Below are 14,054 nucleotides of genomic sequence, written 5' to 3'. Positions count from 1 at the left end.
CCTACTCCCCAGCGGCCTTGAGCAGGGGGCTCCTCTCCTGAGCCTCCAGCCGCTGGGCCTCCAGCAGCGCGTGGATGCGCGTGCGCAGCGCCTCCGGCTCGAAGGGCTTGTCCAGGCACGGCCGCCGCGTGGTCTCCAGGTGCGTGCGCGCCCCCTCGCTGAAGGCGCCCCCGGTGAGGAACACCAGGCGCTCGGCCTGGCCGGGCAGCTCGCGCACCAGGGTCTCGTACAGCTCCACGCCCGTCATCTCCGGCATCATCACGTCACACAGGATGAGGGAGTAGCGCTCCCCGGCCCGGAGCCGCTCCAGCGCCGGACGCGCGCCGCCGAAGGCCTCCACCTCGTGCTCGGGCTCCAGCGTGCGGCACAGGGCGGCGAGCAGCAGCGGCTCGTCGTCGATGACCAGCAGCCGGCCGCGCGGGCCCTTCGCCCCGGGAGCGGCGGCACGCGGCAGGGGGATGGCGGCCGGGCCCTCCTCGGCGGAGCGCAGCACCACCTCGAACGTGGTGCCCCGCCCCACCTCGCTGCGCACGCGGATGTCTCCGCCCATGGCCTGCACGTAGCTGTGGCAGATGGACAGCCCCAGGCCCGTGCCCACCCCCACCGGCTTGGTGGTGAAGAAGGGCTCGAAGATGCGCGAGAGCACCTCGGGAGGGATGCCCGAGCCGGTGTCGCTCACCGCCACCACGGCCCGGCCCTGCTCGTCCTGGCCGGTGGAGACGCGAATCTCGTGCTGGCCGGCCTGGCCCTCGGGGATGGCCTGGGCGGCGTTGATGAGCAGGTTGAGGAACACCTGGCCCAGCCGCGTCTCGTCCCCGAGCACGGCCGGCACCGGGCCAAACTCCTTCACCACCCGGGCGCGGTGGCGCACCTCCGCGGCCGCGATGGACAGCGCCAGGTCCAGCACCGCGTGCAGCTCCACCCGCTGGTCGCGCTGCGGCTGCTCCCGGGAGAACGTCTTCAGGTCCTGGATGATGCGGCGCATCCGCTCCGTGCCCTGGAGGGCCTCGGAGATGGCCTGCTCCACCTCCGCCCAGCGCTCGGGCTCCTCGCCGCGGGCCGCCACGTCCCGCACCTCGGTGGCGACGTAGTGGACGTTGGAGATGACGAAGGCCAGCGGGTTGTTGAGCTCATGCCCGACGCCCGCGGCCAGCGTGCCCACCGCCGCCATCTTCTCGGCGTGGACGAGCCGCTCGCGGGTGCTCTGCAGCTCCTCGAGGCGGGCCTCCAGGTCCTCGTTGAGGGAGGCCAGCTCCGCGGTGCGCTGGGCGACCCGGGCCTGCAGCTCGCGCTCGCGCTGGCGGGCGCCCCGCAGGCGCAGCCACATCCCACCGGCCACCGCCAGCACGGCGGCCAGCCCGCACACCACGCGGAACGTGAGCGTCTGGTGGAAGCGGGGGCGCAGGTAGAGCGCCACCTCCATGGCCGGGGCCATTCCGCCGCCATCCGCGTATTGCGACTCCACGCGGAAGCGGTAGTTGCCGGGCGGCAGGCGGGTATAGGAGGCCACGCGCTGCGCCCCGGCCTCCACCGGCTCGGGGTCGATGCCCTCGAGCTGGTAGCGGAAGCGCAGCCGCCGGGGGGCGCGCAGGCCGGTGGCCGTGAACTGGAACTCGAGCCGTCCGTCCCCCACCAGGAGGCGGTCCCACTCCGAGCGTGGCACCGGGCGGCCGTCGACCCGGAGCTCCTCGAGGAGCGCGGGCGGTGACACCAGGTGCCGCTGCTCGTGCTGCGGGGTGTAGACCACGGCGCCGCGGATGGTGGGAAACCACAGCCGGCCATCCCGCGTGCGCACGCCCGCCGGGGAGCCCAGGCTGTTGCACTCCTCCGAGCGCATCCCATCCTCCACCCCGTAGGCCCGGGCGGTGAAGCTCGCCCGCCGGCCCTCGGCCACGTCCTCCAGCTCCTCCAGGGACATGCGGAAGACGCCCTTGTTCCCGCTGGCCCACAGGTAGCCCCGCCCGTCGGAGAGCAGTTGGAAGGCGCGCTCGTCGAACAGCCCCTCGGCCCGGGTGAAGCGGTGGACCCGTCCCGCCTTCCACCGGAAGACGCCCTCGTTGGTGCCCAGCCAGAGCGTGCCGTCCGGCGCCTCGTGGAGCGCCAGGACCTTGCCCTCCAGCGGCCCGGCCTCGGACACCCAGACCGTGCTCCGGCCCTCGAGGACGTGGGCCAGTCCCCCGCCTCGCGTGCCCACCCAGAGGCCTCCCGCGGCGCTCGGCAGCAGCAGGGTGGGCTCGAGGCCGGGCAGCCCTCCGCGAGGCGTGAAGGACTCGAAGCGCTCGCCGTCCCACCGGAAGAGCCCCGTGGGGGTACCGGCCCAGAGCGTCCCGGCGGCGTCCACGGCCAGCAGGAAGGCCCTCGGATCACTCAGCCCCTGGGCCGCCGTGAACGAGGTGAACGTGCCCGCGCTCCAGCGGCTGATGCCCACGCGCGTGCCGAACCAGAGGGCGCCGTCCGGTGTCTCGGCGATGGAGCGGACGCGGTCCAGGAGGAGCCCGTCGCTCATGTTCCATGACCTCACCCGCCCGTCCCGCAGGCGGCTGACCCCGCCTCCCACGGTGCCGAACCAGACGCTGCCATCGCGGGCCTCGTGGATGGCCAGCACCATCTCGTGCGACAGGCCCTCGGGGAGACCATGGGTGGTGAAGGGCGCATCCTGGAGCCGGTGCAGTCCCCGGGCCTCGGTGCCAATCCACAGGTCGCCCTCGGCGTCCTCGAGCAGCGAGCTCACCAGGCTGTCCGCCAGCGGGTGTCCCTCCTCCAGCATGGAGACCTCGCCGCCCACCACCCGCCGGATTCCCCGGCCCAGGCTCCCCACCCAGAGGGCCCCCTCGCGGTCCAACAACATCACCGAGATGGGAGCGCCTGGCACGCTCGCCTCGGGCACCCGCCGCATGACGCCGCCCTGGAGCCGGTACACCGCCCCCTCCTCCGTGCCGGCCCAGAGCGTGCCCTCGCGATCGAGCGCCAGCGCGCGCACCTCCTGCTTGAGCGCCCCTTCGAAGGGCACGGGCGGCGTCCAGGCCGTGCCGTCCCACCGCTGGAGGCCTCCGGTGCCGCCCACCCAGAGGCCTCCCGTGGCATCCTCGGCGAGCGACAGGAGCTTCGGGCTGACGAGTCCGTGGGCCTTGTTCCACGTCTGGAACTGGCCGCCGGCGAGCCGCACCAGGCCATGGTTGGCCGTGGCGATCCACAAGCTGCCGTCACGGGAGACGTGCATCGCCTCGGGGTTGTTCAGGACAATGCCCGCGGGCGGGACGACGGGAAGGAAGGTGCCCTCGCGCATCCTGGCGAGCCCCTTGTCGGTGCCGATCCACAGCATCCCGTCCTGTCCCACCGCGAGGGCCACGAGGGTGCGGCCCGGGAAGGCGGGGGTGTTCGCCTTGTCGAACACGGTGAAGCGGACCCCATCGAAGCGCACCAGCCCTTCCCAGGTGCAGCCCCAGAGGTAGCCATCCGGTGTCTGCGCCAGGGAGAGGACGCTGTTCTGCGGGAGCCCGTCCGCCGCCTGCCAGGCCCGGTGGGGGAACTGGCGCGGGGACTTGTTCAGCTCCAGCGCCGAGGCGCTGCCAGCGCTGGCGAGCAGCCCCAGCAGCACCCCGGCGAGGAGCAGGCGTGCGCGGGACCAGAGGGGGGTGGGCCCGCGGGGGACGTCCTTCGAGGAGGCGGGCGAGGGGCGCATGCGAGGGTCGGCTCCGCACACGGTAGCGGGGGAGACCCTCCGGGGGAAAGCGGGCGGGTGCACGGACAGGGGGCGGACAGCCGTGACAAGGGCCCCCGCCGGCTCGGACTGGCGCCAGGGAGCCGAGCCAGGGGATGGGCGCCGAGGGGGGAGGCTACGGGCCGAGGCGCTTGCGCAAGGCGCGCAGGGCCCAGGCGCTGAAGAAGATGCCGAGCGCCCCCAGGGCCAGGAGCACCAGGGAGCGCTGCTCGAGGAGGCTGGAGCCGAGGTAGACCGTGCCCACCGCGTACGGCAGCTCCGCGAGCGCCAGGACCCGCAGGTACTTGCGGAGCCCATAGCGCGCCAGACCGAGCACGTAGCCCGGAATCTCGGAGGGGACGGCCAGCTGGAAGAGGAGCACCAGGCCGAAGGAGCTGTGCCGGGAGATGCGCTCCTCGTAGCGGCCGAGCAGCTCGCCGGACACGAGCCGGCGCACCACCGGCCGGCCCCAGGAGCGGGCGATGACGTAGGCGCCAGCGCCTCCGAGCATCCACCCGCACCACAGCAGGAGCACGCAGACGGCCTCGCCCCAGGTGTGGATGGCCACGGGCACGAGCACCGCGCTGCTGAAGAAGGCCAGCATGGCCGAGAAGGCGGACAGGAGGAGGAAGAGCGCCGCGCCCCAGAAGGGATGCGCCTCGATGACGGGCCCGGCCTTCGCGAGGAGCCAGGCCAGGGCGGACTGGAACGTGTCGGAGGAGGCGAACAGGACCATGCCACCGAGGAGGAGCAGCAGCAGGAGCACCCGCTTCCACTCCAGGGAAGGCAGGTTCACCTGGCGGCTCGGCGGCATGGCACTCCGTCGCATCCAGCGCTCCGGAAAGGGGCGTGAGACATGAAGCATAAGGGTGGAGGCCCCTCCCCGCCCTCTGTCACCGTGCGCCCTCCCATGCCCTCGCGGAGGAGCCATGCGGCCAGTCTCCCCATTCCCCGCCCGGCGTGAGCCGGGAAGCCGCCTCCCCATCTTTGGAGGAATCCACGAGAGGACACGGGGGACGGCATGCGACTCAGGACGAGAGGACTGCTAGCGGGAGGGGCGGCGCTGCTCCTGGCGGCCGGGTGCGAGAAGCGCGAGGCCCGGGAGCGGGAGCGGGAGACGGTGGCGGCACCGATGCAGTCGGAGCCCGGCACCACGAGCGAGAGCCGCCCCACCCCACCCCCTCCGCCGGCCGCACGGCCGCCCCCGCGCGAGGAGCCCGCGCCGAGGGCCGAGGTGCAGCGGCCCGCCGAGCCGCCGGCCCAGCGCGAGCCCGACGAAGCCAAGGCGGACGCGACACGGCCACGGCAGGTCTCGGGCGAGGTGCTGGCCTTCACCGGGAAGGAGCTGCACGTGCTGTCCGCCACGGAGGGGCAGGATGTGCGGATGCTCGTCATCTCGTTGACCGAGGTCCGCGTGGACGGCCGTCCCGCCACTCCAGCGGAGATCCGCGAGGGCGGCGAGGTGCGCGCCACGTATGAGCTCGCCGAGGGCGAGCCCGTCGCCCTGCTGGTGGAGGTGCAGAATCCCCCGGGCTCCACGCCCTCGCAGGGGGACACGGCCCAGGAGCCCGAGCCGCCCCCACTGGTGGATCAACCCAAGATTCCCAAGAGCGACGACTGAGGCACGGACACGGGTGAAGCACGGGGACGGATACCCTCACCCCGACCCTCTCCCGGAGGGAGAGGGAGGGACACGCGGAGGTACGTGCGGAGAGACGCGCTCGGACGGACTCGCTCGGAGACGTTCAGCCGCCCCGGGCCGTGCCGCACTCGCCGCAGAAGCGCGCGTTGGGCTTCATCTCCGCACCGCACTGGGTGCAGTGCACCTTGGCCGCCGCCAGCGGCTTGCCGCACTCGGAGCAGAACTTGCCTCCCTCCACCCGGGCGTTGCAGTGGGGACAGGCCGAGGCCGCCGCCGTGCGGTGGGCCTTCATGTCCAGCGACTCCACCTGGTCCACCTTGCGTGCCTTGTCCCAGGCCTGCTCCACGGACACCTTGGCCTGGATGTGCGCGGCCTCCTCCTGGAGGTCAGGCGCGCACCCTTCACACAGGCCCCGCGACTCGTTCCAGCACGCCTGCGGGCACACCCACTGGCCGCAGCGGGTGCAGTGCTTGAAATGCTTCTTCCCCTCCTCCACCGCCTCGGCGTAGGCGTCGTCCCAGGCGCTCCCGCGCAGCGCGTCCTTCACGTGCTCGCCCGCGTAGGCCGCCCGCGACAGCGAGCCCCCGAAGAACGAGCCCGCCGCCTTCAGGAAGCCCGCCGCCATCCCCATCTTGTTGGCGATGAAGGGCGACATGTGCCCGTTGCGGCACTTGTCGCAATGGAACTCGAATTGGAAGCCGTAGTTGTTGGAGCGGTCGGAGTAGTTGCGGGTGAATTGGATCATCGCCATCTGCGCGAGCCCCCTTTCACCCGCGACCCTACCCGAGCCCGGCCTACTGCTTCCAGACGGCCCAGTTGGTTCCGGAGTTCACCAGCGTCCAGCCGGTGCCCGGCGACCAGGCGCCCGAGCCGATCTTCATCGCCAGGCTGCCCGTGTTGCCGGTGATGATGGCGGCGTACTTGCTCGTGTCCGCGGCCACGATGTTCACCGCGGAGGTGGACGTCACGCCCTTCTCCTTGCGCGCCGCGATGAGGCTCTTGATGGCGGCGGCGTGGCCCCAGTCATAGAAGTGCACCCAGTAGACGCAGGGGATGCCCGGGTGCGTGAGGATGTACGCGTAGCCCTGCATCACCTTGTCGCTGGGGAAGGGCCAGTGGTTCTGGCCGCCGCTCGGGCTGCTCGGGCCCGTGTCGTGGTTGTCGATGAACGTCACCGACTTGGCCGGCCACCAGCCGATGGCGCCCTGCGGCTTGCCGTCGCTGGCCTTGAGCCGCCAGAACTCGTTGTACTGCACCGCCTGCTGGAGGATGCCCTTGGTGGTGAAGTCGAACGCGCCCGAGTTGCCCCCAGTGGCGTTGATCCAGTTCATGATGAGCTGGCGGTGCGGGTTGACGTCGTTGAGGTTCAGGTCCGTCCACAGCTCGCCCACGGAGAAGTAGGGCACCGTGGCGCTGTTGTAGCCGCCCACGTACGAGCCGCCGTAGCCCTTCACGTAGTCATAGCGCCAGCCGTCGTAGCCGATGCTCGACTTGAGCCAGTTCATCCAGCCCTTGAGGTCGCTCTGGACGGTGCCGTTGGTGTGGTCCAGGTCGCGCGCGGCGCTGAAGCCGTCGCCGGTGTCGTAGTTGCCGGTGGCGCTCGTCCACTCGTCGCCCTTCACCACCGACCACGAGCCCCAGGTGGGGTTGGTGAAGTCCGCCCAGTTGGTGGTGCCCACGCGGTGGTTGACCACGATGTCCGCGATGGCCTTCACGCCGTAGGTGTGCAGCGCGCCGATGGCGCTCTTGAGCTGCGCGTCCGTACCGTAGGAGCTGTTCTGCACGTACAGCTGCCGCGGCAGGTAGCCCTCCTTGGCCGCCGAGTCCCCGGAGGGCGGGAACCACACCATGGTGAAGCCGCTGGCCTTGATGTCCGAGGCCTTGCCCTGGATGACGCCCCACCACGGGGACGTCTCGGTGGAACGCCAGTGGAAGCCCTGCAGCATCACGTCGCTGCTGTTGCCATCCAGCGGGCCCGCGGACGCGGCCGTCGACGCCACCAGGCCCAGCGCCCACGACAGGGACAGAACTCCGCCAAGCATTTTCTTCGCGAACATTCAGCGCTCCGAGTGAAACAGGAAATAAGCGGGCAGGCGGTTTACGGGCCGTTTGCTAGTCAAGCGAGTGACGAAAATGAAAACATTATTTACAGAACGTTACTACTCCAATGGAGTGGGAATGTTTTGACTTCTCTGAAGCGAGAGGGCGTGGAAAACGGATGGGGCGCGCGCGGGGCGGGCGTTAGGATGAGGGCAATGGCCGAACAGTCCCCCCCCTATTGGGTCCTCATCTCGGTCCTGTTCAGCTCCCAGCCGTTGACGCCCTCGCTGGCCATGACGCTGCATCAGGTCGCGTACGACCTCTACCGGCGCGGCGACGCGGTGCAGCCGGTGGCGGGAGATCTGCTCACGGGCAAGGTGCACAACCTGCGCAAGAACGTGCAGATGGGCGCCATCTCGGGCCCCGCCTTCGAGGCGGAGATCGAGACGGAGCGTGGCTCCGGTGTGGTGCGCTTCCTGCTCACCCGCCAGGGCCTGGAGATGATGGAGGCCGGGATGGAGGCCGGGCCTCCGCAGCCGCCCGTGCCGCCCCGCCCCAAGTACCTCAATTAGTGCACCCGCACCTTCTCCACGCGCTCCTTGCGCGGGAGCCGGGTTCCGCTCGCGAGGCGGGGCCGCTTGCGCGTCACCATGCGGGCGATGCCGTAGTAGAGCTGCTCCTCGGTGTACACCTTGCGCACCCCGCGCGTGCCGGGGACGTAGGCGGGCCCGGGCCGCTCCAGCCACTGCAGCACCTTCACCTCGCCCGAGTACGCGAAGGCGTCCAGCATCTCCTTGGTGCAGTGCTTGAGGTAGCGGCGCACCAGCGGCCGCAGCCGCCGGGGGAAGTCCTTGCCCAGCACCGAGTGCCGACGCCCCGCGTGCAGCGTGCCGTCGAAGCGCCGCGACATGTGGAAGAGCTCGTGCATCACCGTCTCAATCCGGGCCTTGGGCGTGGAGGAGCGGAAGAAGAGCGGGCGCAGGGTGATGCAGTAGAGCATCCGCTTGCCCTTGAGCCGGACGATGGGCTTGCGCCGCCCGCTGCGGTCCGTGCTGCGCCCGCCCCGGAAGCACAAGGGCTTCACCGTGCCACGCGAGGCCCGCCGCGCCTCGCCCGCGATCACCAGGATGCGGCTGGCCCTCACATGGGAGAACTCGGGCATCTTCGCGGCGATGTCGCGGATGAGCGTGCGGATGGCCTTGTTGAGGTTCGGGCGACGGTGGGCCACGGTGTAGTCAACAGTGTACCCGAAAACCCCTTGAGGCCAGCCCCAACGCACCGCACCTTCGCGCCATGCGTTCCGCCCCGCGTGCCACCGTCCACCTCCTGACGCTCGCCGCCTGGCTGGCCGGGTGTGCCTCCACGCCGCCCCCCGCGCCCGTGGGCCCCGCCTCGCTCGGCGCCGAGGAAGCCACCGTCGCCTCCCAGGGCCTCACCGAGGTGAAGCTGCGCTACTCCGGCCAGCTCACCAGCCCCGGCCCCGCCGTGCTGGAGAAGGCCGACTACGAGCTCGTCTCCGACGGGCAGGTGGTGGAGAAGGGCTCGGCGCCCCTGGGCGTCACCCTGGCCCCCAACGCCCCCACGCCCTTCTCCTTCCAGGCCGAGGCCGCCTACGTGCGCACGCCGGAGGACCTGCGGGCGCTGAGCCAGCGGAGCGGTACCCTGCTCGTGGCGCTGCGCGGCACGCTGACGGTGCGCGCGGGGGGCGAGGTGCGCACGCTGCCCTTCGCCGCCTCCCGGCCGGTGCGCGTGCCCCGGCTGCCCGTGGTGCGGCTGGAGAGCCTGGATGGGGCCCGCTACTCGGAGGAGCAGGTGGACCTGCTCTTGCGCCTGGGGGTGGAGAACCCCAACCCCTTCCCGCTGCGGCTGGAGGAGCTCACCTGGGCCGTGTCGGTGGGAGGCCGCAAGCTGGGCGAGGGCACCCAGGGCAAGTACGACACCGTGGACGCGTCGGCCACCGGGGTGTATCCCGTGGAGGTGGCGGTGACGCGGGAGACGTGGGGGCAGGACGTGCGGGCGCTCATCGCCAAGGGGACGCTGCCGTATGAGGTCGCGGGCGAGCTCACGGGCCCGCTGGTGCGCATCCCCTACTCGCTGTCCGGAGACGTGAAGCTCAACGTGTCGCGGTAGTGCCCATCTACCTACTCGGAGAAGACCCGGAGCTCTTCCCACCGCCGGAGAAGGCGGACCGCGGCGGGCTGCTCGCCGTCGGGGGGGATTTGAGCCCCGAGCGCCTGCTCTCGGCGTACTCCCAGGGCATCTTCCCCTGGTACAGCCAGGGCCAGCCCATCCTCTGGCACTCGCCGGATCCCCGCTTCGTCCTCACGCCGGACAAGCTCCACGTGGGCCGCTCGCTGCGCAAGACGCTCAAGGCCGGCGTGTACGACATCCGCTGGGACACCGCCTTCGCGGACGTCGTCACCGCGTGCGCCAGCACCCCGCGCCCCGGCCAGGACGGCACATGGATTACGGACGAGATGCGCCAGGCCTACGTCACCCTGCACGAGCTGGGCTTCGCGCACTCGGTGGAGGCCTGGGCCGGGGGCGAGCTGAAGGGGGGCTTCTACGGCGTGTCGCTGGGAGCCGCCTTCTTCGGCGAGAGCATGTTCGCCCACGCGCCGGACGCCTCGAAGGTGGCCTTCACCACCGCGGTGGAGCGTTTCCAGGCCTGGGGCTTCCACTTCATCGACTGCCAGGTGGAGACGGAGCACCTGGCGCGCTTTGGCGCCGAGCACTGGCCGCGCAAGCGCTTCCTCCAGGCGCTCGGCCGGGCCCTGGAGGAGCCCACGCGCCGCGGCAAGTGGACGCGGACCTGAGCCTCACGCGGCGCGGGCCTCGTTCACAGGCAGCTCGAGGGTGAACGTCGCTCCCCGGCCGGGGCCCTCACTCGCGGCGTGCAGCGCCCCGCCCAGCTCCCCGGCGGACAGGGCGCTGATGTGCAGCCCGAAGCCGTGCCCGTCCTTCTTCGTGGTGAAGCCCTGCGTGAACAGGCGCACGAGGTTCTCCGGCGCAATGCCCACCCCGTTCTCCGCCACGGAGATGCGCAGCCGCGCCCCGGCCTGCTCCACGCGGATGAGCAGTTGCTTGTCCACGCGCCCGCTGTCCACCAGCGCATGGCGGGCGTTGCTCAGCAGGTTCACCAGGATTTGCAGCAGCTTGTGCCGGTCCACCAGGACGGCGGAGAGCGGGTGGCCGTACTCCCGCCGCAGCTGGATGCCCAGCTGCTCGAAGGACACGGCGTGCAGGCGCAGCGCGTCGTCGATGAGCCTGGGCACCTCCACCCGCTCCAGCACCCCGGCCGCGCGCGCATGCTGCTGCTGCATGCTCACCACGGACTTGATGTGGTCCACGCTCTCGCCCAGGGCCCGGACCTCGTCGAGCACCGCCTCGCGCGCCCGCGTGAGCTGCTCCTCGAGCGCCTCGAGGTAGTCCGGAATCTGGCGCACGCGGGGGTTGGCGGTGGGGGGGAAGTCCGGCGCCCCGGTGTGCTCGCGCAGCAGCTCCGCCGTCTTCGTCAGTCCGGAGACCCGCAGGGCGCGCAGCCGCTCCGTCACCACTCCGGTGGACACGTTCACGCTGTTGAGCGTGTTGCCCACGTTGTGCAGCACGCCCGTGGCGATCTCCGCCATCCCCGCCCGGCGCGACACGTCCAGCAGGCTGCGGTGCAGCTCGGCCAGCCTCGCCTCGGCCTCGTTGCGCTCGGTGACGTCCCGGCCGAAGACGGTCAGCCCCACCACGCCCCCACCCTCCTCCCGGATGGGGTTGATGACGATCTCCACCGTCAGCAGCCGCTCTCCCAGCCAGAAGCGCGTCTCCGTCTTCGCACGCTGCCCCCCGAGCGCCTGGGTGAGCGGCCCCCGCAGGTGCTCCCGGAGCTCCACCGGGAGGGCGTCGGAGATGGGCTCCCCCGGCTGGAGCTCCCGACCCACCGCCTGGACCAACAGCGTGCGCAGCGCCGGGTTGGCGGTGAGCAGGTGTCCCTCCCTGTCGAGGGACATCACCAGGTCGTCCGTGCTCTCGATGAGGCTGAGCAGCTTGCCCTCGCTCTCGCGCAACGTCTTCAGGGCCCGGTGCAGCGCCGACTGGGAGGCCTCGCGCGCCGTGACGTGCAGCCAGTTGAGCGCCCACCCCCCCAGCAGCGAGACCCCGGCGATGATGCTCAACTGCCGCGACATCGCATCCGGGAAGAGCGGGCGCGACAGGTCGAAGCCCACCTGGACGAGCGGCTGGAGGAGCAGCGTGTTGAGGCCGAAGAGCGCGGTGAAGACGAGCCCCATCCGCGCGCCCAGCAGATAGGCGGCCAGTGCCGGCAGCAGCATGATCGCCGCGTGGGTGGAGGCCTGAGGCACGCGCAGGGTGAGCGTGGCGGCCAGCACCCCCACCCCGAGAATGGAGCACAGCAGCAGCGAGGGCAGCCAGAGCGAGCGGGCCCGGCGCGCGAGCACCAGCACGCTCCCATAGCCCGCCAGCACCAGGGGCCCCGTCACCAGGTGGAAGGCGCGCTCCTCGGACGCCAGGCCGAAGACCATCATCTGCAGGGCCATCACCAGGTTGAGGGCCGCGGCCCCCACCAACACCCGGTAACGGCCGAGCTCCTCTGGAGCCAGCCGCCGCTGCGGCTCCGACAGGAGCAGATCCAACCCTTCCAGCAACCAGGCCCGGAGCCCGCCCTCCCCCCGCCACGCCCTGACGGACGAACTCGACATGACACACCCCCCCGGTGTGACTTCCCGGAGGGAATCATGCCCGAAAACCGGGGATTGCTGGCGAACGGGGGGGGGCGGGAACCGGAGGATCCTGTTCCTAGCGGACAGTGCCCTCCACGGGGATGGGCAGCTCGAGAATGAAGGTGGCGCCCTTGCCGGGGCCCTCGCTCTCACAACGCAGGGCGCCCCCCAGCTCCTCGGCGGACAGGGCGCTGATGTGCAGCCCGAAGCCGTGCCCGTCCTTCTTCGTGGTGAAGCCCTGGGTGAAGAGGCGCTGCAGGTTCTCCGGGGCGATGCCCACCCCGTTGTCGGCCACGGCGATGCGCAGCCGCGCTCCGGCCTGCTCCACGCGCAGGGTGAGCTGCTTGTCCGCCCGCCCGCTGTCCAGCAGCGCATGGCGCGCGTTGCTCAGCAGGTTCACCAATATCTGCAGCAGCTTGTGCCGGTCCACCATCACCGCGGACACGGGGGCGCTGTACTCGCGCCGCAACTGCACGCCCAGGCGCTCGAAGGACACCGCGTGCAGGCGCATCGCGTCGTCGAGCAGCCCGGGCACCTCCACCCGCTCCAGCACTCCGGCGAAGCGGGCATGCTGCTGCTGCATGCTCACCACGGACTTGATGTGGTCCACGCTCTCCGTCAGCCGCCGCAGCTCCTCCAGCACCACCTCGCGCTCCTGGGTGAGCTGGCTCGAGAGCGCCGCCAGGTAGGCGGGGAACTGCCGACCCCGGGAGTCCTCCTCGAAGAAGGCCCCCAGCCGCGAGCTGTTCTCCCGCAGCAGCTCCACGGCCCGCTCCAGCCCGGCGGCCCGCGAGGCGCGCAGCCGCTCCACCACGAGGTTGGCCGACACGTTCACGCTGTTGAGCGTGTTGCCCACGTTGTGCAGCACGCCGGTGGCGATCTCCGCCATGCCCGCGTGGCGCGAGACGTCCACCAGGCTGCGGTGCAGCTCCGACAGCCGGGCCTCGGCCTCCTTGCGCTCGGTAATGTCGCGGCTGAAGAGCGTGGCCCCCACCACCCGCTCCCCTTCCCGCACCGGGTTGAAGGTGACGTCCAGCGTCCAGGAGCGGCCCTCCATGCTGAGGGGGAGCTCCACCCGCGTCCGGTTTCCCTTCAGGGCCTCGAGGAAGCGCTCCCAGAGGCCCGGAGAGGAGATCCAGTCGAGGGGGGAGCCCGCTTCGAGGGCCTTGCCATAGAGGTGCTGGGCCACGGCCTTCGCCGTCTGGTTGGCGGTGACCACGCGCCCCTGCCTGTCGAGCGCGATCACCACATCCTCCGTGCTCTCGATGAGGCTGAGCAGCTTGCCCTCGCTCTCGTGCAGCGTCTTCAGCGCGTGCTCCAGCGCCGTGTGGGACTCCTCGCGCACGGTGCTGTAGAGCCAGCTGAGCGCCCAGCCCATCAACAGGCTGAGGCCGGTGACGAGGTTGCTCATCCAGACGCCCGGGTCCTGGAAGAGCGGACGCCCCTGGCCGAAGCCGGAGTGGTAGAGCTGGTGGAAGAGCCCCGCGTAGAGCACGAGGAACGCGGTGAAGAAGAACCCGCGGCCCGGCCCTAGCAGGTAGACGGCCAGGGCCGGAATCAACATGCCCACCGCATGGGAGACGGCGCCCGGCCTGTCCACGGGCAGGGTGCCCAGGATGAAGCCGGCGGACAGGGCCGCGCACAGCACGAAGGCCGCGAGGGTGGGCGAGGACCGCCGGCGCGCCAACATGGGCACCAGCCCGTAGGCGGCCGTGCACACCCCCACCGCCAGCGCCTGCGGCAGGCGCTCCCCGGGCGCATAGGTGGGGATGGCGAGCAGGTACAGGGCGTTGAGAGCGAACAGCAGGCTGGTGGCCCCCAGCAGCACCCGGTAGCGCCAGCGCTCGCTGGGGGGCAGCCGGCGCTGCTCCGGCGTCAGCCAGGCGTCCAACCGCTCCAGCACCCATGCGCGCGGGCTCCAGCCCATCCACGTCCCCCCTGTCAG

General features: G+C 71.4%; 11 protein-coding genes. 4 read left to right on the top strand and 7 right to left on the bottom strand.

Annotation, left to right across the window (positions count from 1 at the left end):
• Window position 1 precedes the first annotated feature (1 nt).
• Both NR798_RS09575 and NR798_RS09570 read right to left on the bottom strand, forming a co-directional pair.
• The gene (locus NR798_RS09575) at window positions 2–3,682 is read right to left on the bottom strand and encodes a two-component regulator propeller domain-containing protein (RefSeq protein ID WP_375771137.1); all 3,681 of its coding nucleotides are present in this window, start codon (window positions 3,680–3,682) and stop codon (window positions 2–4) included.
• Between the two features lie 154 nt (window positions 3,683–3,836).
• Window positions 3,837–4,529 carry a TVP38/TMEM64 family protein gene (locus tag NR798_RS09570; RefSeq protein WP_375771136.1) on the bottom strand — a complete coding sequence of 231 codons (693 nt, stop codon included), beginning with the start codon at window positions 4,527–4,529 and terminating at the stop codon, window positions 3,837–3,839.
• Between the two features lie 192 nt (window positions 4,530–4,721).
• On the opposite strand from NR798_RS09570, the gene NR798_RS09565 reads away from it, so the two are divergent.
• The gene (locus NR798_RS09565) at window positions 4,722–5,321 is read left to right on the top strand and encodes a hypothetical protein (protein ID WP_375771135.1); all 600 of its coding nucleotides are present in this window, start codon (window positions 4,722–4,724) and stop codon (window positions 5,319–5,321) included.
• A gap of 124 nt (window positions 5,322–5,445) precedes the next feature.
• Here NR798_RS09565 and NR798_RS09560 read toward each other — a convergent pair whose 3' ends face one another.
• Both NR798_RS09560 and NR798_RS09555 read right to left on the bottom strand, forming a co-directional pair.
• Complete coding sequence (locus NR798_RS09560; RefSeq protein WP_375771134.1) at window positions 5,446–6,093, bottom strand: zinc ribbon domain-containing protein; 648 nt, start codon at window positions 6,091–6,093, stop codon at window positions 5,446–5,448.
• 43 nt (window positions 6,094–6,136) lie between these two features.
• Window positions 6,137–7,399 (bottom strand): glucan 1,4-alpha-maltotetraohydrolase domain-containing protein, encoded by a 1,263-nt coding sequence (locus NR798_RS09555; protein WP_375771133.1) that lies wholly within the window; start codon window positions 7,397–7,399, stop codon window positions 6,137–6,139.
• 198 nt (window positions 7,400–7,597) lie between these two features.
• Here NR798_RS09555 and NR798_RS09550 point away from each other — a divergent pair, with 198 nt between their 5' ends.
• Window positions 7,598–7,954 (top strand): hypothetical protein, encoded by a 357-nt coding sequence (locus NR798_RS09550; RefSeq protein ID WP_375771132.1) that lies wholly within the window; start codon window positions 7,598–7,600, stop codon window positions 7,952–7,954.
• Here NR798_RS09550 and NR798_RS09545 read toward each other — a convergent pair.
• Window positions 7,951–8,610 (bottom strand): hypothetical protein, encoded by a 660-nt coding sequence (locus tag NR798_RS09545; RefSeq protein WP_375771131.1) that lies wholly within the window; start codon window positions 8,608–8,610, stop codon window positions 7,951–7,953. The genes NR798_RS09550 and NR798_RS09545 overlap by 4 nt on opposite strands.
• 65 nt (window positions 8,611–8,675) lie before the next feature.
• On the opposite strand from NR798_RS09545, the gene NR798_RS09540 reads away from it, so the two are divergent.
• Window positions 8,676–9,512, top strand: coding sequence for an LEA type 2 family protein (locus NR798_RS09540; RefSeq protein WP_375771130.1), 837 nt, complete (start codon window positions 8,676–8,678; stop codon window positions 9,510–9,512).
• Window positions 9,512–10,198, top strand: a complete 687-nt coding sequence (aat, locus tag NR798_RS09535) for a leucyl/phenylalanyl-tRNA--protein transferase (RefSeq protein ID WP_375771129.1) — start codon at window positions 9,512–9,514, stop codon at window positions 10,196–10,198. Before NR798_RS09540 ends, aat begins: the two co-directional genes overlap by 1 nt.
• A 3-nt stretch (window positions 10,199–10,201) precedes the next feature.
• On the opposite strand, the gene NR798_RS09530 is transcribed toward aat, so the two are convergent.
• Both NR798_RS09530 and NR798_RS09525 read right to left on the bottom strand, forming a co-directional pair.
• A complete protein-coding gene (locus tag NR798_RS09530) occupies window positions 10,202–12,088 on the bottom strand; it encodes an ATP-binding protein (protein WP_375771128.1) in 1,887 nt (628 codons plus the stop codon).
• 97 nt (window positions 12,089–12,185) lie between these two features.
• On the bottom strand, window positions 12,186–14,036 hold the full coding sequence (locus tag NR798_RS09525; protein WP_375771127.1) for an ATP-binding protein: 1,851 nt from the start codon (window positions 14,034–14,036) through the stop codon (window positions 12,186–12,188).
• Window positions 14,037–14,054 lie beyond the last annotated feature (18 nt).

The sequence above is a fragment of the Archangium gephyra genome, from assembly GCF_042230915.1.
GTDB lineage: Bacteria > Myxococcota > Myxococcia > Myxococcales > Myxococcaceae > Archangium > Archangium gephyra_B.
The sequence above is the reverse complement of the archived record's forward strand: the minus strand, read 5'-3'. Positions and strand labels throughout refer to the sequence as shown.